The organism is Actinorhabdospora filicis, assembly GCF_030269765.1.
Lineage (GTDB): Bacteria > Actinomycetota > Actinomycetes > Mycobacteriales > Micromonosporaceae > Actinorhabdospora > Actinorhabdospora filicis.
The window spans coordinates 1,957,880-1,975,471 of sequence record NZ_BSTX01000001.1 but is presented as its reverse complement, the minus strand read 5'-3'; the positions used below and the strand labels follow the sequence as shown (position 1 = coordinate 1,975,471).

17 protein-coding genes and 1 riboswitch are annotated in these 17,592 nt (G+C 71.1%); of the genes, 12 read left to right on the top strand and 5 right to left on the bottom strand.

All coding sequences use genetic code 11. From position 1 onward, the window contains the following. Nucleotides 1–588 precede the first annotated feature (588 nt). Both QSK10_RS09255 and QSK10_RS09250 read left to right on the top strand, forming a co-directional pair. Nucleotides 589–1,050, top strand: a complete 462-nt coding sequence (locus tag QSK10_RS09255) for a GNAT family N-acetyltransferase (RefSeq protein ID WP_285662205.1) — start codon at nt 589–591, stop codon at nt 1,048–1,050. 74 nt (nt 1,051–1,124) lie between these two features. Continuing rightward, nucleotides 1,125–1,868, top strand: a complete 744-nt coding sequence (locus QSK10_RS09250; protein WP_285662204.1) for a hypothetical protein — start codon at nt 1,125–1,127, stop codon at nt 1,866–1,868. Here the strand turns inward: QSK10_RS09250 and QSK10_RS09245 are convergent. Beyond that, entirely contained in the window at nt 1,865–4,039 is a 2,175-nt protein-coding gene (locus QSK10_RS09245; protein WP_285662203.1) for an AAA family ATPase, read from the bottom strand. The two genes, QSK10_RS09250 and QSK10_RS09245, sit on opposite strands and share 4 nt — an antisense overlap. Before the next feature lie 970 nt (nt 4,040–5,009). Beyond that, on the bottom strand, nt 5,010–5,501 hold the full coding sequence (locus QSK10_RS09240) for a DUF6023 family protein (protein ID WP_285662202.1): 492 nt from the start codon (nt 5,499–5,501) through the stop codon (nt 5,010–5,012). Nucleotides 5,502–5,768: 267 nt separating this feature from the next. On the opposite strand from QSK10_RS09240, the gene trhA reads away from it, so the two are divergent. The 10 genes from trhA (at nt 5,769) to QSK10_RS09190 (ending at nt 15,143) form a co-directional block, all read left to right on the top strand. Further along, the gene (trhA, locus tag QSK10_RS09235) at nt 5,769–6,443 is read left to right on the top strand and encodes a PAQR family membrane homeostasis protein TrhA (protein ID WP_285662201.1); all 675 of its coding nucleotides are present in this window, start codon (nt 5,769–5,771) and stop codon (nt 6,441–6,443) included. Nucleotides 6,444–6,536: 93 nt separating this feature from the next. Further along, a complete protein-coding gene (locus QSK10_RS09230; protein WP_285662200.1) occupies nt 6,537–9,077 on the top strand; it encodes an alpha/beta fold hydrolase in 2,541 nt (846 codons plus the stop codon). After that, the gene (locus QSK10_RS09225; protein WP_285662199.1) at nt 9,074–9,949 is read left to right on the top strand and encodes an ABC transporter permease; all 876 of its coding nucleotides are present in this window, start codon (nt 9,074–9,076) and stop codon (nt 9,947–9,949) included. The genes QSK10_RS09230 and QSK10_RS09225 overlap by 4 nt, the downstream gene beginning before the upstream one ends. A gap of 177 nt (nt 9,950–10,126) precedes the next feature. Continuing rightward, nucleotides 10,127–10,894, top strand: coding sequence for a hypothetical protein (locus tag QSK10_RS09220; RefSeq protein WP_285662198.1), 768 nt, complete (start codon nt 10,127–10,129; stop codon nt 10,892–10,894). A 49-nt stretch (nt 10,895–10,943) separates the two neighbouring features. After that, nucleotides 10,944–11,543 carry a hypothetical protein gene (locus QSK10_RS09215; protein ID WP_285662197.1) on the top strand — a complete coding sequence of 200 codons (600 nt, stop codon included), beginning with the start codon at nt 10,944–10,946 and terminating at the stop codon, nt 11,541–11,543. Continuing rightward, the gene (locus tag QSK10_RS09210; RefSeq protein ID WP_285662196.1) at nt 11,540–12,094 is read left to right on the top strand and encodes a hypothetical protein; all 555 of its coding nucleotides are present in this window, start codon (nt 11,540–11,542) and stop codon (nt 12,092–12,094) included. The genes QSK10_RS09215 and QSK10_RS09210 overlap by 4 nt, the downstream gene beginning before the upstream one ends. Next, entirely contained in the window at nt 12,091–12,615 is a 525-nt protein-coding gene (locus QSK10_RS09205; RefSeq protein WP_285662195.1) for a hypothetical protein, read from the top strand. The genes QSK10_RS09210 and QSK10_RS09205 overlap by 4 nt, the downstream gene beginning before the upstream one ends. After that, the gene (locus QSK10_RS09200; protein ID WP_285662194.1) at nt 12,612–13,190 is read left to right on the top strand and encodes a hypothetical protein; all 579 of its coding nucleotides are present in this window, start codon (nt 12,612–12,614) and stop codon (nt 13,188–13,190) included. Before QSK10_RS09205 ends, QSK10_RS09200 begins: the two co-directional genes overlap by 4 nt. A 97-nt stretch (nt 13,191–13,287) precedes the next feature. After that, nucleotides 13,288–14,139 (top strand): TrmB family transcriptional regulator, encoded by an 852-nt coding sequence (locus QSK10_RS09195; RefSeq protein WP_285662193.1) that lies wholly within the window; start codon nt 13,288–13,290, stop codon nt 14,137–14,139. Then, on the top strand, nt 14,136–15,143 hold the full coding sequence (locus tag QSK10_RS09190) for an adenylosuccinate synthetase (RefSeq protein ID WP_285662192.1): 1,008 nt from the start codon (nt 14,136–14,138) through the stop codon (nt 15,141–15,143). Before QSK10_RS09195 ends, QSK10_RS09190 begins: the two co-directional genes overlap by 4 nt. Here the strand turns inward: QSK10_RS09190 and QSK10_RS09185 are convergent. From QSK10_RS09185 to QSK10_RS09175, 3 genes are all read right to left on the bottom strand, one after another. Next, nucleotides 15,140–15,622 (bottom strand): GbsR/MarR family transcriptional regulator, encoded by a 483-nt coding sequence (locus tag QSK10_RS09185; protein ID WP_285662191.1) that lies wholly within the window; start codon nt 15,620–15,622, stop codon nt 15,140–15,142. The two genes, QSK10_RS09190 and QSK10_RS09185, sit on opposite strands and share 4 nt — an antisense overlap. A 63-nt stretch (nt 15,623–15,685) precedes the next feature. Next, nucleotides 15,686–16,450 carry an ABC transporter permease subunit gene (locus QSK10_RS09180; RefSeq protein WP_285662190.1) on the bottom strand — a complete coding sequence of 255 codons (765 nt, stop codon included), beginning with the start codon at nt 16,448–16,450 and terminating at the stop codon, nt 15,686–15,688. Next, nucleotides 16,447–17,340, bottom strand: a complete 894-nt coding sequence (locus QSK10_RS09175) for an ABC transporter ATP-binding protein (RefSeq protein WP_349497677.1) — start codon at nt 17,338–17,340, stop codon at nt 16,447–16,449. Before QSK10_RS09175 ends, QSK10_RS09180 begins: the two co-directional genes overlap by 4 nt. A 130-nt stretch (nt 17,341–17,470) precedes the next feature. After that, nucleotides 17,471–17,587, top strand: a riboswitch (SAM riboswitch). The last annotated feature ends 5 nt before the right edge of the window (nt 17,588–17,592 follow it).

Below are 17,592 nucleotides of genomic sequence, written 5' to 3'. Positions count from 1 at the left end.
GTGCCTCGGCCTTCGGCCTGGGGTCGACCTTGCCCGTCTCTCGGCGGGTACCGCCCAGCCGTCAGCCGCGAGCCGCTAGGGGCTTGCCGGTGGTGGTGGCCATCGGTCGTGCCTCGGCCTTCGGCCTGGGGTCGACCTTGCCCGTCTCTCGGCGGGTACCGCCCAGCCGTCAGCCGCGAGCCGCTAGGGGCTTGCCGGTGGTGGTGGCCATCGGTCGTGCCTCGGCCTTCGGCCTGAGGCCAACCTTGTCCGCCTGCCGCCGCCAGCGGCTTGCCGGTGACGGTGGCCGAGGGCGTCGCGGCCGTCGGGTGGCTCATAGCGGGCACCGCCCAGCAGCAGCCGACAGCTCGCCGGTGGTGATGGCCACCGGTCGTGCCTTGGCCTTCGGCCTGGGGCAGACCTTGCCCGCCTGCCGCCGACGGCCATCGGTCACGCTTCGGCTTGAGGCGGCCCTGCCCACCTCCCGCCTCCCGCCCCAAGCGCCCCGGTGGGCCTCCAGCGCCGCCTCGCGTGCGTGCGGCCCCACCCCCGGTCGGCTCTCCCCACTCGCCATCGATGCAGTTCAATGCATCTCGTACCCTGTCGATCATGGCCGACTGGATCTTGCGGGCCGCCTCGGTGGCCGATACCGAGGCGATCGCCGAACTGCGGGCGGTGGTCATGCGGCCCGATCTCGCCCGGCTCGGGCGGTACGACCCGGTGCGGGTGCGGCAGCGGTTCCGCGATTCGTTCGTGCCCGCGTGGGCGTGGGTGATCGAGGTGGCGGGGGAGTTCGCGGGGAGCATCGCGTTGCGGCCCGCCGAGGACGGGCACTGGCTGGAGCACTTCTTCCTCGACCCGCGCCATCACGGGCGGGGCATCGGATCCGCGGTCCTGGGCGAGGTGCTCGATGGGCATGAGGGGCCGGTGCGGCTCCAGGTGCTTCAGGGCAGCCCGGCGCGGCGGTTGTACGAGCGCCACGGGTTCGTCCCCGAATCGGAGGACGCCGTCGACGTGTGGATGCTGCGCGCGGGACCAACTCCCCTATTCGCCGGCCCCGCCGCTCCGTAGCGTCGATCGGGGGACTCCGCGCCCCGGGCGCCCGGGAAGTCCCGCGCCGAACGCGGTGACGGCGGGAGACGCCCATGTCAGATCTCATCCGCGAACTCGACCAGCTGCTCGCCCTCCAGACCGGGGTCCGCGGATACCTGTCCTATCAGGACGGTATGAACCGGAGAATGGCGGAGGAATTCGCGCCCATCCTCAAGCCCACCGAATCGCAGGCCGGGCTGCTCCTGGTCAACCTCATGAACGCCGGGAAGTTCGCCGTCGCCTGCGAACTGAAGGTCCGCGAGAACGAGCGCGACACCATCTACACCGGCGGATCCCGCGACGACGAGTACGCCGGGACGGCCGTGGAGTTCAATGAGCAGTGCGTGCGCTCCCTGGAACGCGCCCGCTACATCCTGCGCGGGCTACCGAAAGCGCTCCAGGAACTGCCCCGGCCCGACGACGAGGTCATCGCCGACGGGCGCACCGCGATGTTCAGGACCCTGGCGAAATTCAACATCATGCCGCCGGAGTTCGCCGAGGTCATCAAGATCTGGGAGGAGACCGTCGCCCCCGCCAGGCGCGGCGGCGTCCCCGCCATCTTCGCCACCCTCGACCAGAACCTCGAAACCCTCATCGGCCTGCGGACCCGCGCCGACCGCGGCAACGAGGCCCACTCCCCGCTGCCGTGGTGGAAGTACGTCCTGATCGCGGTCATCATCGGCGCGGCCCTCTTCGCGATCTTCGCCTGCTTCTACTGGGGCGCCTGCACCTGGGTGTGGCCCGCGCTGGCCCTGGTGGCGCCGTGGGTCTTCGGGATCATCGACCGCGGTTGCTAGCCGCGCCGGGAATCGGCGTAGGCCTCCAGCGCGGCCAGCTGACCCGGATCCAGTGACGGCCGGACGCGTGAACGCGCGGCCTTGACGTGCTCGGCGGTGACCTCGGTGGCGTCCAGGCTCTCCCGCATCGCCGAGAGCGCCGCCTCGCGGACCAGCGCCGAGCAGTCGGCGGCCGAGAACAGCTCCAGCTCACCCGCCAGCTCGTCGAGGTCGACGTCCGGCGCGAGCGGGACGTTCTTGGCGGCCGAGCGCAGGATCGACGCGCGCGCCCCCGCGTCCGGCGGCGGCACGTACACCACCCGCTCCAGGCGGCCGGGCCGCAGCAGCGCCGGATCGACCATGTCCGGCCGGTTCGTGGCGCCGATGACGACGACGTTCCGCAGCTCCTCGACGCCGTCGAGCTCGGTGAGCAGCGCGGCCACGACCCGGTCGGTGGTGCCGCCGTCGGTGGACTGGCCGCGCACCGGCGCCAGCGCGTCCACCTCGTCGAGGAAGATCAGCGTCGGGGCGGCCTGGCGGGCGCGGCGGAACAGATCGCGGACACTGGCCTCGCTCTCACCGACCCACTTGGTGAGCAGCTCGGCGCCCTTCACGCTCATCACGTTCGCCTTGCCCGAACCCGCGATCGCCTTCACCAGATAGGTCTTGCCGCACCCGGGCGGGCCGTAGAGCAGCACACCCCGCGGCGCCTCCACACCCAGCCGCGTGAACGCGTCCGGGTAGGTCAGCGGCCACAGCACCGTCTCGGTGAGGATCTGCTTGACCTCGGCCATGTCGCCGACATCATCGAGACTGACCTGCGCCAGCTCCAATGTGGAATCGGCCATCGAGGACGGCCGGACCGTCTGCGCGGCGGCCAGCAGATCGGCCGCGGTCACCTCGGCGACACCGCCGTCCCGCGCCCGCATCGCCGCCCGCACACCGGCCTCCCGGACCAGCGTCAGCAGATCGGCGGCCACGAAACCGGGCGTCCGGCCCGCCACCACACCCAGGTCCACATCGGACTCCACGCGCATGTTCCGGACCAGCACGCCCAGCAGCGCCTGCCGCGCGGCGGCGTCCGGCATCGGGGCGGTGATCTCGTGCTCCAGCAGCCCCGGCTGCCGCAGCAGCGGACTGACCTCCTCCGGGCGCGACGTGGTGCACACGATCGCGTGCCCCGCCGCGATCAGCTCCCGCATCAGCCGCCGGAACACCGTCGACAGCGGCGTGTTGTCCTCGCGCGGCGCCAGATCCTCGACACCGGAGACCAGCAGCAGACTCGGCTTCGGCAGCCGCGCGGTCGTCTGCCGCAGCTTCTCGGCACCGTCATTGGCGGTCAGCGCGGCGACCTCCGGGGCCCAAAGATGGGCGACCGGGACGCCGATCTCCTTCGCGACCGCGCGGACCAGCGTCGTCTTGCCGACGCCGGTGGGGCCGGTGAGGAGGATGCCGAGGGAGATCTTCGTGCCGACCGATTCGAGGATCTCGCGGTGGTGGAAGCCCAGGTCGAGGAGTTCTCGGAGCTGGTCGGCCTGGGTGGTGAGGCCGGCGAGGTCGGCTACGGGGGGTGTGTCGTCTTGCTGCTCTTTCGGCGTCTCGACCCGGGGGACGTCCCTTTGCGTTGTCTCCCGCTGCGCTCGCCGCCAGGTCACCACCGTGTCGGAGGTGACCATCGCCGCCTCGGCCGGGTCCGATTCGACGACGGTGAGGAGGGTCGTGGTGTAGGCGAAGCCGACGGTGTTCGAGAGGGTCCGGCGGGTGGCCTCCACGACGTCCCTCGGGGCGCCGCCGATGTCCAAGGGGAGGAGGGAGACATTGTCGTCGACGCCCACGACCTTGCTCAGCAGGGCGCGGCGCAGGATGTCGCTCGTGACCGCCGCCGCGACCTCGATCGGGCCGTCCAGGACAACCCGGCGGGCCGCTTGGAGGGTGACCGGTTCGATGGAGATGGAATCGCCGTCCAGCGCGCCCAGGTTGCCCAGGGTGAGGTCGTCGGCGTAGACGGCGCCGCGCGCGTCGCCCTCGGCTTGGAGGGCGATGCAGACGGTGCTGCGCTCGCCGGTCAGGCGGACGGGGTCGCCGGCCTGGAGGGCCAGGGCCGCGAGGACCTCGGGGTGCACGCGGACGATGCCGCGGCGGGCGTCGAGGGCGGCGGGCTTGAGGAGGATGGAGACGGTTAGGGCGGCCACAGGTGAAGAGTAGTGGGGGTGGGCTTGGGGGGTGGGGGGCTGGCTTCGGCTTGCGCTGCCTCGCCTTGCCTCACCCCGCCTCGCCTTGCCTCACCCCGCCTCGCCCCGCCTCGCCCCGCCTCGCCCCGCCTCACCCCGCCTCACCCCGCCTCACCCCGCCTCACCCCGCCTCACCCCGCCTCACCCCGCCTCACCCCGCCTCACCCCGCCTCACCCCGCCTCACCCCGCCTCACCCCGCCTCACCCCGCCTCACCCCGCGCCAGCCTCACTACCACGTGCGGGCAGCGCGAGCGGTGCGGCCGTTACCCATCACCCGAGGCCGTTTCACCTGGTCTCAGCGGGCATCCCCAGCCCGGGGGTCGTATGTTTCCGACGCCTGTTGTGGCTTGTCGCGCTTCTGGTCTGGCGCCCCGCGGATCGTCCGCCCGCTATGCATCCACGGCGTTGCGGCTATGACACCGTCGCCGTCTCCCCCCCACGGATCGGCCGCTTTCGATTCCCTGCATCGGCGCTATTTGACGGTCGCCGTCTGGCCTGGGCTTTCAGCCCTCGTCCCCGACCAGGACGCTGTCCTGGACCTGGGCCTCTCTCGGGAGGCGTCTCCTCCTCTGGCCGGCTGGTACGACGCTGAACGAGGAACCCCGGGGTGTCAAGCCAAAGAACGCGGCTTGACACCCCGAGAACCCTCGTTCTGAAACCACGTCTGGCCGACCGACGGAGGATCCACCTCTCCTACCCCGAGAGGGCTTTCTTGCGCGTCTGCTCGTCTTCTGGCCCGGCTCAGTTTTGCGGCTTGCGGGCCGTCCCGGTCCGGCTCTACTGCAACGAGCTTTTGTCCTCGCCCGGGTTTTGACCCCGTTGCCCGCCAGTCACCTCGCGGGCTCTCAAACAACCAGCTTGTCTGTTGCCCGGGTTTTGACCCCGTTGACCGCCAGTCACCATGCCCGGCTCAGTTTCCTTGGCTTGCGCTTACTTCTCGGTCAGTCGTCCCACCAGTACGTTCTTTCCGCGTCCTTCGGTCGTCTTTCCGCCGCTGACCTTCAGGCCGCCCGCTTTTTCCACCGTCAGGTCCTTCGACGTGACGATTCCCGCCGTGGAGCAGGGCACCGATGTCGTTACCGCCGCCGATGCCAGTGTGAGTTCGATGTACGCCTCGCCTTCGCCTACGCAGACGAGATCGAGTACATATCCGCCTTTCGGGAACGTGGTCTCCGAGGCGTAGTCGGTGCCGCCGCCGACGGTGCCTTTCCAGAGGGCTTGTTCGTCGGTGGCGGGGAGTTTGCGTTCGGCGGTGTCGCGGTAGGCGTTCCACTGTTCTTCGGTGAGGTCGGTGGCTTTCGTGCTGGGTTCTTGGGGTGGTGCGGGGGCTGCCGGGTTTTTGGGGTCGCCTGTGCCGCAGGCGGTGAGGAGGAGGGTTGCCGCTGCCGTTGCGGTGGCGGCGGTCAGGATGGTCTTGGCCATCTTCTTCGGTTCCGCCGTCGGGGTGATTCGCATTTCGTTCCGTTCTGGGGCTAGCCAGTTGGGGGTTCCCGGGGCCGCGTTCTTCCTTGCGCCGGACGACGTGGTCCGGGCGTGGTGTGGCGCGGATCCGCAAGATCAGCGCAGTCTAGAAAGCGCATTCACTGAGATGGCGGACACATCGCACCCCTACTCATGAGTAACCTACGATCGCGTAGGTTTGTCTCAGGAGGTGGTCCCACCATGGCTCAGGTAACGCAGGTGACGCGGGTGACGGACGTGGCCGATGTGTCCGATGCGGCCGGGCCGGTCGAGGCGAAGCCGCGGTGGCGGGGTGCTCTTCACGCCCTGACGTTTCCGGCGGTGCTGGTGGCGGGGCTTTTTCTGGTCGCGTTGGGGCCGACGGTGGCGGCGCGGGTTTCGTCGGCGATCTATGTGCTGACGTCGGCGAGTTTGTTCGGTGTGTCGGGGTGGTATCACCGGGCCACGGTTCGTCCTCGGACGGGTGAGGCTCTGCGGCGGGCCGATCACGCGAACATCTACCTGATCATCGCGGGGACGTACACGCCGTTCGCGGTGCTGGCGTTGTCGGGTGGGGCGCGGATCCTGCTCCTGGCGATCATCTGGGGTGGGGCGGTCGCGGGGGTTGTGTTCCGGGTCGTGTGGATCGGTGCGCCTCGCTGGCTCTACACGTCCTTGTACGTGGCGCTGGGGTGGACGGCCGTTTTCTTCCTGCCGCAGTTGCTGCCGGGGGCCGGGGTGCTGTCGAGTGTGCTGGTCTTCGGGGGCGGGATCCTGTACAGCCTCGGGGGGCTGGTGTACGGGTTGCGGCGGCCGGATCCCTCGCCGCGGTGGTTCGGGTTCCACGAGGTCTTCCACGCGTTCACGGTGGCGGCCTACATCTCGCAGTTCGCGGGGGTGGCGTTGCTGGTGGCGCGGTCGTGAGGCGGGGTTTCGGGACGGCATCGCGCGGCGACACCCTGAGACGTCGCTGAGACCGTCCACGCGAAAATCGTTCCCGGCCGTACCCTTCCCGTCATGCGGACATGGCTGGCGAAACGGCGCGGATGGGTGATCACCGCGATCGTGCTGCTCCTCGTGGCGGGCGGCGGGGTGGTGTGGCAGGCGGTGACGGCGCCGCCGGGGCACACCACCGAGGACGCGAGGCTGACGGTCCTGTCGGGGCCGGGGCGCGATGAGCCGGTCGAGCTGGACACGACGCTGTACGTGCCCGCGTCGACGCCGGCGCCGGCGGTGCTGCTGGCGCACGGTTTCGGGGGGACGAAGGACTCGGTGCGCGAGTCGGCGGAGAAGCTGGCCGGGCAGGGGTACGTCGTGCTGGCGTACACCGCGCGGGGTTTCGGGAACTCCGGCGGTGAGGTGCACCTGAACCAGCCCGACTACGAGGTCAACGACGCGCGGGCGCTGCTGGACTGGCTGTCGCGGCGCTCGGAGGTCGAGCTGGACCGCGCGGGCGACCCGCGGGTGGCGGCCGTCGGCGGGTCCTACGGGGGCGCGCTGTCGCTGCTGCTGGCCGGTTACGACCAGCGGGTGGACGCCATCGTCCCGCAGATCACCTGGAACGACCTGGCCGCCTCGCTGTTCCCGAACAACGTGGTCACCGACGACCCGGGACCGTTCGGGGTCGGCGAGCCGCACCAGGGTGTCCTGAAGAAGTCGTGGGCGGGCCTGTTCTTCGCCACCGGCATGGGGCGGGGCCCGACGCCGAACCCGGCGTGCGGGCGGTGGGCGGCCGACATCTGCGCCGTCTACCAGCGGATCGTGGCCAGTGGTGAGCTGGACGACGAGGCGCGCGCGGTGATGGCGAAGGCGAGCCCGAAGTCGGTCCTGGACCGCATCTCGGCCCCGACGCTGCTGGTGCAGGGCGAGGCCGACACGCTCTTCGGTCTCGACCAGGCCGACGCGAACGCGAGGGGCATCACGGGTGCGCCGGTGCGGGTCGCCTGGTATTCGGGTGGGCATGACGCGCAGGGCGCCGAGGCCGACCGGAACCGGGTGGAGCTGCTCACCGGGCAGTGGCTGGCGCACTACCTGAAGAAGGAGGGCGATGCCCCGGGCGGCTCCTTCACCTATTCGACGGTGACGGGCATCCGCAACCAGCAGCTGGACATGTCGACCCTGGGCTACAAGGCCGACTCCTACTCGGGGCTGTCGGGCGCGTCGAGCCAGAAGGTGGACCTGGCGGGCCGGCCGCAGGCGATCGCGAGCCCGCCGAACGGGACCCCGGCGGCCATCAGTTCGCTGCCGTCGCTGGGATCGCTGGCCTCGCTGGCGGGCAGCGCCGGGGTGGGGCTGGACCTGCCGGGGCAGTTCGCGGCCTACGAGTCGGAGCCGCTGAGCGCGCCGCTGGAGATCACCGGCGCGCCGACCGTCCGGATCAAGGCGGCGTCCCCGACGGGTGAGGCGACCCTGTTCGTCAAGCTCTACGACGTCCCGGACAACGGCAACCCGACCCTCCCGAACGGGCTGATCGCGCCGGTGAAGCTGACGGGGCTGGCCACCGACATCGCGCAGGCGCAGCCGATCGAGGTGCGGCTGCCGGGCATCGCGCAGCGCTTCGACGCCGGGCACCGCCTGCGCGTCGTCATCGCCACCGCCGACCAGGCCTACGCCAACCCCGTCGAGCCGGTGACCTACACCGTCGTGGTGGACGGGCCGGTGACCGCGCCGACGGTGACGGCTTCGCTGCTGCCCAGCGAGGACGCGATCTGGCAGATCGCGCTGGTGGTCGTCCTGGTGGCGATCCCGGCGGGCATCCTCATCGCGTGGCTGACGGTCCGCTACCGGGCCCGCCGCCGGGTGCGGAACCTGGTGGAGGCCGACGCGGAGACGCCGCTGGTCGTGGCGGGCCTGCGCAAGACGTACAAGGACGGGTTCGTGGCCGTCGACGGCGTGGACTTCCGCGTCGAGCGCGGCCAGGTCGTGGGCCTGCTCGGCCCCAACGGCGCGGGCAAGACCACGACCCTGCGGACCCTGATGGGCCTGCTGCAACCCACCTCGGGCTCGCTGACGGTGTTCGGGCACCAGGTCACGCCGGGCGCGCCGGTGCTGTCGCGGCTGGGCGCGCTCGTCGAGGGCCCGGGCCTGCTGCCGCACCTGTCGGGGGTGGACAACCTGCGCCTGTTCTGGCGCGCGACGGGGCGTCCCATCGAGGAGGCGCACCTCGACGAGGTCATCAAGATCGCCGACCTGGGGGAGCGCATCCACCGCAAGGTCCGCACCTACTCGCACGGCATGAAGCAGCGGGTGGCGATCGCGCAGGCCATGCTCGGCCTGCCGGAGCTGCTGGTCCTCGACGAGCCGACCGACGGGCTCGACCCGCCGCAGATCGCCGAGATGCGGCGCGTGCTCCACGAGTACGCGCGCGACGGCCGGGCGGTGCTGGTGTCCTCGCACCTGCTGGCCGAGGTCGAGCAGACCTGCACGCACGTCGTGGTGATGAGCCGCGGCCGCGTCGTGGGCGCCGGCGAGGTCGCCGACGTGATCGGCACCGGCACCGGGGCGCGCCTTGAGGACGCGTTCCTGAATCTCGTGGAGAACGTGGGGAAGGACTCATGACCGTCACCACCGCGCGGGCCGACGGAGGCGCGGCCGGGTACAGCCCCGGCCGCACCCTCACCTTCGGCACCGAGTTCCGCCGCCAGCTCACCCGCCGCCGCACCCAGTGGACGCTGGCGCTGCTGGCCCTGCTGCCGGTCGTCCTGCTGCTCGCCTTCAAGATCGGCGGGGACGGCGAGTCCGGCGGCAACGACGGCAGCTTCGCCGCGATGGCCGACCTCGGCACCGCCGGGGCCGCCAACTTCACCCTGTTCGCGATGCTGGTCAGCTCCACCTTCCTGATGGTCGTGGTCTTCGCGATGTTCTGCGGCGACACCGTCGCGGGCGAGGCGAGCTGGGGGAGCCTGCGCTACCTCCTGGCCGTCCCCGTGCCGCGCGGGCGGCTGCTGTCGGTGAAGCTCGCGGTGGCGCTGGCCTACTGCGTCCTGGCGATGACGGTCCTGACCGGCATGTCGTTGCTGGTCGGCGGCATCGTCTACGGCTGGGGGCCGCTGCGCGCGCCCCTCGGGGGCGAGGTGGCGTCCCCGGAGGCGATCTGGCGCGTCCTGGCCGTCGCCGGGTACCTCACGGTGACGTTGATGGTGGTCGCCGGACTGGCGTTCCTGCTGTCGGTGCTCACCGACGCGCCGCTGGGCGCGGTCGGCGGGGCGGTGCTGCTGTACATCGTGTCCAACATCCTGGACGCGGTGACCGCCCTCGGCGACCTCCGCGACGTGCTGCCGACCCGCTATACGACGGCGTGGCTGGGGTTGCTGTCACCGGAGGCGCAGACCGACGACATGGTCCGCGGCATCGTGGTGGCCCTGGTCTACGGCGCGGTCTTCGCCTCGGCGGCGTTCTGGCGCTTCACCCGCAAGGACGTCACGTCCTGATCGTCGGGGCCCGGGGTGGTGTTCTGGCGCTTCACCCACGGGTCACCGGCGGGGACGTCACGTCCTGATCGTCGGGGCCCGGGGTGGTGTTCTGGCGCTTCACCCACGGGTCACCGGCGGGGACGTCACGTCCTGATCGTGGTGGAATAGGGGCTTACCGCGAGCGAGGGAGCCGCCGTGAGCGATCAGCAGGGCCTGGGGCGCCGTCCCGACGGCGCCCCGGAGATGCTCGCGCCCGGCGAGCCCGGCTTCACCGCCGAGCAGCCGGCGCTGCCCGCCGCCGTCGGCGAGCCGCGTCCCTGGGACCCCGAACCTCCGCGCACGCGCGGCCCGCTGGTCGTGCTCGCGGTGTTCGCGCTGATCCTGATGGCCGGGGTCGCCGCCGTCGGCTCCTACCTGCTCACCGACGCCCCCCACGACCACGCCGGGGACGCCTCGACGCAGCTGGAGGCCGTCCCGCCGCCCCCGTTCGAGCAGCGCGTCCACGCCGGTGAGCTCTACGACGGCGACTGGGACTTCCGCCTGGGCGAGACCACCGCCTCGGCCACCCACACCGGCGACTGGGACCACCCCGACTGCCGCCGGGCCGCCCTCTTCAGCGCCGACAACGACCGCCTGGTGTCCCTCGGCTGCACCTACCGCGTCGAGGGCGCCTACCGCTCCAGCGACGGGCACGCCGTCGTCTCCGAGCAGGTCCTGGTCTTCGCCAGCCAGAGTGCGGCCGAGACCGCCGCGGCCGAGTTCGACTGGTCGGCCTTCGCCTTCCAGCCCGACGGGCTCACCGGCGACGCCGTCCTCACCGGTGGCAGCATCGATGTGGTCAAGACGTACGTGATCGTCACGATGATCACCATCGACACCACCGACGAGGCGGTCACCGAGTCGGCGGAGAAGCTGCTGCACTGGTTCCACACCGACCATGTGGGCGTCTTCCACTGGAAGTGAGGCATCATTGGCGGGCTTGATCGACCCGCCCCCAAGAGAGTGCCCACAGTTGAAGAAGACCATCGGTTCCGCCGCGCTCGCCGGCGGACTGCTCCTGGCCGCCCTCACCGGATGCGAGACCGGCTCCCCGGCCGCCTCCGATCCCTCGCCGCAGCCCTCGGCGCCGGACAAGCTGACCTCGGCCATCGCCTTCCCGCAGACCATCACCCTCCAGGCCACCGACAAGAGCGGCGAGAAGACCTTCACCCTCGACAAGGGCTGGGACGAGTCCTGCCCGAAGCCCGAGGAGAAGGTCGCCGAGCTCTTCAAGGGCTGCGAGGGCCGCGTCTCGGCCGGTTACGAGAGCGCCGATGGCATCCGCGTCGCCATCGACTTCTACGTCTTCCCCGCCGCCACCGGCAGCATGGACGACGAGATCCTGGCGGCCAAGAAGTCCAAGGCCTTCGACGCGATGCCCGACCCCCTGGGCCTGGACACCAAGCTGCCCCGAACCTGGAACGCCACGTCCATCAAGACCTACATGGTCGTGTGCGCCGCCGGCCCGGCGAGCGCCGAGAAGCTCAAGGAGCGCGAGAAGACCGCCGGGCTGTTCACCAACCCCGCCTGCGACTGGGGCGTGAACCAGATCAAGGGGATCTTCCCCTCATGAGAACGGCACGACCGCGCCTCGCGGCGGCCATGCTCGCGGCCATCGCGCTGTTCGCCCTCGCCGCCTGCGGCAGGGTGGCGGTGATCAACCCGCCGCGCGAGAAGCCCGTCGAGCTCGACGGCGTCTACCAGGGCACCGTCTCGGTGTCCCTCAGCACGACCACCGACCTCGTCCGCGAGGAGCGCGAGGAGACCGGGGACTGCACGAAGTACTTCGAGCGCTCGGTCAAGGTCCGCGACTGCCGCCGCGCCCTCTACGGCTGGTACCGCAACCCCGAGGGCGACCTCACGGTCATGCTCCAGCTCTACGAGATGGAGGACGTCGACGCCTCCGTCCAGCTGGTCACCGACGTCCTCGGCGGCGACTCGGTGGGCTTCTACGAAGGCGCCTGGAACTCCTCCGACCGCACCGGCCGCTACGCCCTGAGCATGTGGGTCCTCGACCCCGACGGCCGCGAACTGGAGGGCGAGCGCAAGGACCGGGCGCAGCAGCTCGCCTTCGCCGTCGAGTTCTGGTTCAAGCCGCGCGTCGAGGAGCTGACGGGGCTGTGAGACGCGTGGCCGTCGCCCTGTCGGCGCTGCTCGCGCTCGCCGGATGCGCCGCCCCGGCCGATGGGCCGGAGGGCGCACCGGAGAAGCGCATCGAGCCCGGCGCGCTCTACCCGGGCTCGCTGGCGGTGTCCTTCGACGCCACGACCACCGTCCTGGAGCGCACCGACCGGGGCGCGGACGGCGACTGCACGGAGTTCGACCAGGACGTCATCGGTTGCGAGCGCGTGATCTACGCGACCTACCGCGCCGGTGAGCTGGCGGTGTCCCTCACGCTCTTCGAGATGAGCGACCACGCCGCCGCGCGGGGCTTCTTCGAGTCCGCCTACGGCGCGATGCCGTCGGTGGGCGACTGGGGCTACGGCTGGCGCGCCGCCGATCAGAGCGGGCGGTACGTGCCCGCGTTCCAGGTGGAGTACCCGGCCGGGGAGACCGATGACGCGGTGCTGGACCGCGCCAAGAGCCTCGCCTACGCGGTGTCGGCGTGGTTCAAGCCGCGCGTGGCGGAACTGCGGGGGCTATGAGACGCGCCGCCGTGCTGATCGTCGCGCTGCTCGCGCTCGTGGGCATGGCCGGATGCGGGCCGGTGGTGGCGTTCCAGGAGCCGCGGCAGCCGGTTTTCGCCGCCGAGGACGTCTTCCCGGACGACTTCGCCCCGCAGGTCGCGGCGAACGCGGCCGGGCCGGTCACCGAGGTCCTGGCGATGGACGAACGCACCCAGGAGGAGGGCTGCCCGGCATTCCGTGCGACCTTCGACAACGAGCAGGCGTGCGACCGGACCCTCGGCGCTCGCTACTACACCACCGACCGCAAGCTCATGGTGTCCGTGCAGATGATCATCTTGCCGGACTCCGAGACCGTCTCCGGCTACAACAACGTCTTCTCCGGCGAATACCTTCACAAGGGGTTCATGCAGGTGAGCGGTGGTTCCGTGGGGCGGTACGGCCTCGCCGTCGGTGTATACGACGGCAGCCGCGGGTCGCGCCCCGGCAAGCAGGTGGAGCAACTCACGGGCGAGCTGGCCGAGCGAGCCCGCGCCCTCGCGCACGGCACCCGGGTCTTCCTGGAGGACTCCATCAAGCAGCGCGTCGGCCTCTGACCCCCGCTCGCCCTCATTTCGACGTTTCCGCAGCTCACGCCACCCTCCACACTAGTAGTAGTGCAAGCAACTACTCCATCTGCTATCGTCTCGGTACGTGATCGAACGCCTCACCGCCCTGGGCTTCACCACCCAGGAGGCCCGCGTGTACGTCGCGCTGCTCCAGCGCCCGTACTCCACCGGCTACGAGCTCGCCAAGGCCACCGGCCTGCAGCGGGCGAACGTGTACCAGGTCCTGGCCACGCTCGACGAGCGTGACGTCGTCGACCGCGCCACCGCCGATTCGCCGGCGAAGTTCGTCGCGCATCCGGCCGCCGAGGTGCTGGGACGCATCAAGCGCCAGACCGCCGAGACCGCCGACGCGCTCATCGCGGAGCTGACCGCGCTGGGGCGTCCGCAGGAGCGGGCCGCTTACACCCTCAAGGACCGCGACGAGGTCGTGGACCAGACCGTCACGCTGGTCGCCGAGGCGGCCCACCGGGTCGCGGTGTGCGTGTGGGCCAGCGATCTGGAGTGGCTGGCGGCTCCGCTGCGGATGGCCTCGCGGGCCGGGCGGCAGGTCGTGGTGAACGTCTTCGGCGAGTCCGACGAGCTGGACTTCGGCGAGGTCTACCGGCACGAACCGCTCGCGCGGACCGTCGGCGGGCACTTCCTGACGCTGGCCGTGGACTACAAGACGGCCCTCGTGGCGTCCTTCGACGAACCGGCGGGGGCGGTCTTCACCAGCCATCCCGCGCTGGTGCGGGTCGTGGAGAAGCTCATCCGCGACGAGACGTACATGGCCGAGATCTACCACCGCTTCGGGCCGCAGCTGGAGGCCGAGTTCGGCCCGCACCTGGTCGACCTGCGCACCCGGCTGCTCCCGCCCGATCAGGCCGAGGCGCTGCTGTCGATCGTCGGCTTCGGCGCCACCACCACCAACGCGACCGCCCTCCTGGAGGACAAATGACCGCCACCGTGATCGTCGACGCCCTGTGGGGCGACTCGGGCAAGGGCAAGGCCTGCGCCCACCTGGCCCGCCGCGACGGGGCCGCGCTGACCGTCCGCGCCGGGATGGGCACCAACGCCGGGGCCAGCGTCACCCTCGACGACGGTGTCCTGGTCAAGCAGCGGCAGCTGCCCACCGGCTGGATCAACCCGGGCACGTCGGTGGCCGTGGGCCCCGGCGTCATGGTCGACCCGCGCGTCTTCCTCGACGAGGTCGAGCGCTTCGGCCTGCGCGGGCGGGCCTTCGTGGACGGCCGCTGCGGCGTCATCACCGCCGACCACGCCGCCGCCGAGCGCGACGACGCCAACCTGATGGCCGTCGTGGGCTCCACCGCCTCGGGCACCGGACGCGCCCGCGCCGACTTCGTGCTGCGCCGCGCGTCCCAGGTCAAGGACGTCGCCGAGCTCGCCGAGTACACCGTGGACGTGCCGCGCCTGGTCAACGACGCCGCCCGCGACGGCGGCGTCATCGTGGAGGGCTCGCAGGGCACCATGCTGTCGCTGGCCTTCAGCCCGGACTACCCGTACACCACCAGCGGCAACTGCACCACCGCCGCCGCCATCGACGACGCCGGGCTCAACTGGCGGCTGGTCACCGACGTGGTCATGGTCGTCAAGGCCATGCCGACCCGCGTCGGCGGCGGCCCGCTGCCCTTCGAGATGAGCGGCGAGGAGGCCGTCGCGCGCGGCATCGCCGAGTACGGCGTGAACACCGGCCGCCAGCGCCGCAAGGCGTCCAAAGTGGACCCGGAGCTGCTCGCCTACGCCGCCATGCTCAATGGCCCCACGCAGATCGCGCTGACCTTCACCGACCACCTCGACCCGGCCATGAAGAGCCGCCGGACGGGCGACGCGCTCACCCCGGAGGTCCGCCGGGTTATCGCCGAGGTCGAGGAGGCCACCGGCGCGCCGGTGACGATGCTGGACACCGGCCCGGGCGTCAGCGACGTCGTCGACCTGGCCTAGGACGCCAGTCGCTCGGTCTCCCAGCGCTCGAACAGGGCGGGCATCTCCCGCTCCAGCCAGGTGAAGAAGCTGTGGATCTCCTCCAGGCGCGCCTTGCGTTCGGGACCGGCGCCCTCGCCGTCGAGCATCGCCAGCCCGTTGGCGGCCAGCTGGGCGAAGGGCCCGTACTGCTTGCCCTGGAGCCGCACGATATCGGTGATGGCGGTCTCGCGGACCGAGAAGTAGTCCTTGCGGTCGCCGGGGCGGGAGGTGCGGATCACCCAGTGGGCGGTGGTCAGGAACTTCAGGGCGTTGCTGATGGAGCCCTTGGACGCCTGGAGGGTTTCGGCGATCTGGTTGAAGGTCTGCTCGGGCGGGTCGCAGATGGTCAGCCAGCCGATCACCCGGCCGGTCATGCGGACCAGGCCCATGCGCTCCATCGCGAGGGCGAACTCCTCCACGTACTCCAGTTCCGCGTCGGTCGCGCCTTCGGTCGTCATGCCCATCAGTATCCCTTCCGGCAGGCGGTGGCGGCCCGGGACGTGATCGTCCCGGGCCGTCGTTCAGACCGCCAGGTCGCGGCGGCCGAAGCGCCAGGCGCCGGCGGTGATCGCCAGCGCGGTCAGGCCCGCCAGGACGGCCAGGCCGCTCCACTGCCAGCCGTTGGCCAGCGGTGTCTGGCCGTTGAAGTGGTAGAAGGGCGACAGGTGGCGCAGCCAGTCGGCGCCGAGGGTGTTGGCGAAGTAGGACAGCACCGCCAGGACGGCCGATCCGGCGATGGCGATCGCCCGGCGCCCGCTCGCGGCGCCGATGAGCAGCGTCAGCGCGCCGAACAGCAGCGCCAGCAGCCCGAGGCCGACGGTGGCCGCGGCGATGTCGGCGGCCGGGACGTCCATGTCGCCCGCGGCGGCCGCGCCCACCAGCGCCAGCAGGAACGCGCCCGTCAGCAGGGCCGTGGCGGTGGCCAGCGCGGCGAAGCGCTGGAGCAGCAGGGAGACGCGCCCGATCGGCTGGGCGAGCAGCAGGTCCAGGACGCCCGACTCCTCCTGCCCGGCGGTGCGCGCGCCCGCCGAGACCGCGAAGATGATCATCAGCAGCGGGCCCATGAGCGCGAAGACCGCCGAGTTGAGGTAGCCGACGGGGGACGCGAGGTCGCCGACGCCGATGGCGTCGAACATCGCGTTGCCCTTCATGTCGAGGATCCCCTGGTCCCGGTAGGTCTGGTAGGACGGGATGTAGATGAAGGCCACACCCGCCAGGGCGATCGCCCAGATCAGCAGCGAGCGCCGCTGGTCGCGCAGGGCCTGGGTGTACACGCTGCGCTTCATTCCCGGCCTCCGTAGTAGGCGAAGAAGATCTCCTCCAGGTCCGGTTCGGTGGACCGGATCGAGTGGACGGTGTGCCGCGCGGCGGCCTTGACCAGCGCGTCGGCGGACCCTTCTGTGGTGCAGCGCAGGACGCTCCCGTCCACCGACACGTCGCGTACGCCCGGCAGCCCGGTGAAGTCGGCGAGCGCGACGGGGCCGCCGAAGGCGATCTCGACGTTGCGCAGGGCGCGCTTGCGCAGGTCGTCGACGTCTTCGGTGGCCAGGACGCGGCCGCCGCGCATGATGACGGCGCGGTCGGCGACCTCCTGGACCTCGGAGAGCACGTGGGAGGACATGAAGACGGTGCGGCCGTCGTCGCGGGCGGCGCGGACCAGGTCCAGGAAGCGGTGCTGGAGCAGCGGGTCGAGGCCGGAGGTGGGCTCGTCGAGCACCAGCAGAGCGGGGTCGTGCATGAAGGCCTGGACGATGCCGACCTTCTGCTTGTTGCCCTTGGAGAGTTTGCGGACCTGGCGGGAGAGGTCCAGGTCGAGCAGTTCGGCGAGTTCGGTGATTCGCCCGGCCCGGACGCCGCCGCGCCGGGCGGCGAGGAAGGCGAGCAGGTCGGCGGCGGTCTGGCGGCCTTCGAGGTGCAGTTCGCCGGGCAGGTAGCCGATGCGGCGGCGCAGCTGCGGGCCGCCGCGGCGGGGGTCCTTGCCCAGGACCTCGATGGTTCCGGCGGTGGGCCGGATCAGGTCGAGCATGAGGCGGATGGTGGTGGTCTTCCCGGCGCCGTTGGGGCCGAGGAAGCCGAAGACCTCGCCGGGCGCGACCTCGATGTCGAGGCCGTGGAGGGCGGTGCGGTTCCCGTAGCGTTTGACCAGGCCCGCGGCGCGGACGGCGGCGATCAGCACGGCTCTCCTCCTCTTACGGAAGGTTCCATAGATTCAGTCTGCACTGAACAAACTGAAGGCACAAGAGTGATCCGGACCTCAAGCCGGGCGCTTCCCGGTCCGGGGCCTCTCCTTTACACTTCGGCTCAGTAACTCATCCAGAGGAGCTGAGGGATACGGCCCTGTGACGCTCCGGCAACCACCGTCTGCTCATCAGCAGGCGGAAGGTGCCAACTCCGTCCCGCCTTCGATGCGGGAAAGATGAGGGAAGGA

Excerpts from the sequence above, each read along its gene's own strand:
- QSK10_RS09185 (WP_285662191.1), bottom strand. The coding sequence starts at position 15,622 with ATGACGACCGAAGGCGCGACCGACGCGGAACTGGAGTACGTGGAGGAG.
- QSK10_RS09225 (WP_285662199.1), top strand. The coding sequence starts at position 9,074 with ATGACCGTCACCACCGCGCGGGCCGACGGAGGCGCGGCCGGGTACAGC.
- QSK10_RS09190 (WP_285662192.1), top strand. The coding sequence starts at position 14,136 with ATGACCGCCACCGTGATCGTCGACGCCCTGTGGGGCGACTCGGGCAAG.
- QSK10_RS09255 (WP_285662205.1), top strand. The coding sequence starts at position 589 with ATGGCCGACTGGATCTTGCGGGCCGCCTCGGTGGCCGATACCGAGGCG.
- QSK10_RS09210 (WP_285662196.1), top strand. The coding sequence starts at position 11,540 with ATGAGAACGGCACGACCGCGCCTCGCGGCGGCCATGCTCGCGGCCATC.
- QSK10_RS09230 (WP_285662200.1), top strand. The coding sequence starts at position 6,537 with ATGCGGACATGGCTGGCGAAACGGCGCGGATGGGTGATCACCGCGATC.
- QSK10_RS09250 (WP_285662204.1), top strand. The coding sequence starts at position 1,125 with ATGTCAGATCTCATCCGCGAACTCGACCAGCTGCTCGCCCTCCAGACC.
- QSK10_RS09240 (WP_285662202.1), bottom strand. The coding sequence starts at position 5,501 with ATGGCCAAGACCATCCTGACCGCCGCCACCGCAACGGCAGCGGCAACC.
- QSK10_RS09180 (WP_285662190.1), bottom strand. The coding sequence starts at position 16,450 with ATGAAGCGCAGCGTGTACACCCAGGCCCTGCGCGACCAGCGGCGCTCG.
- QSK10_RS09200 (WP_285662194.1), top strand. The coding sequence starts at position 12,612 with ATGAGACGCGCCGCCGTGCTGATCGTCGCGCTGCTCGCGCTCGTGGGC.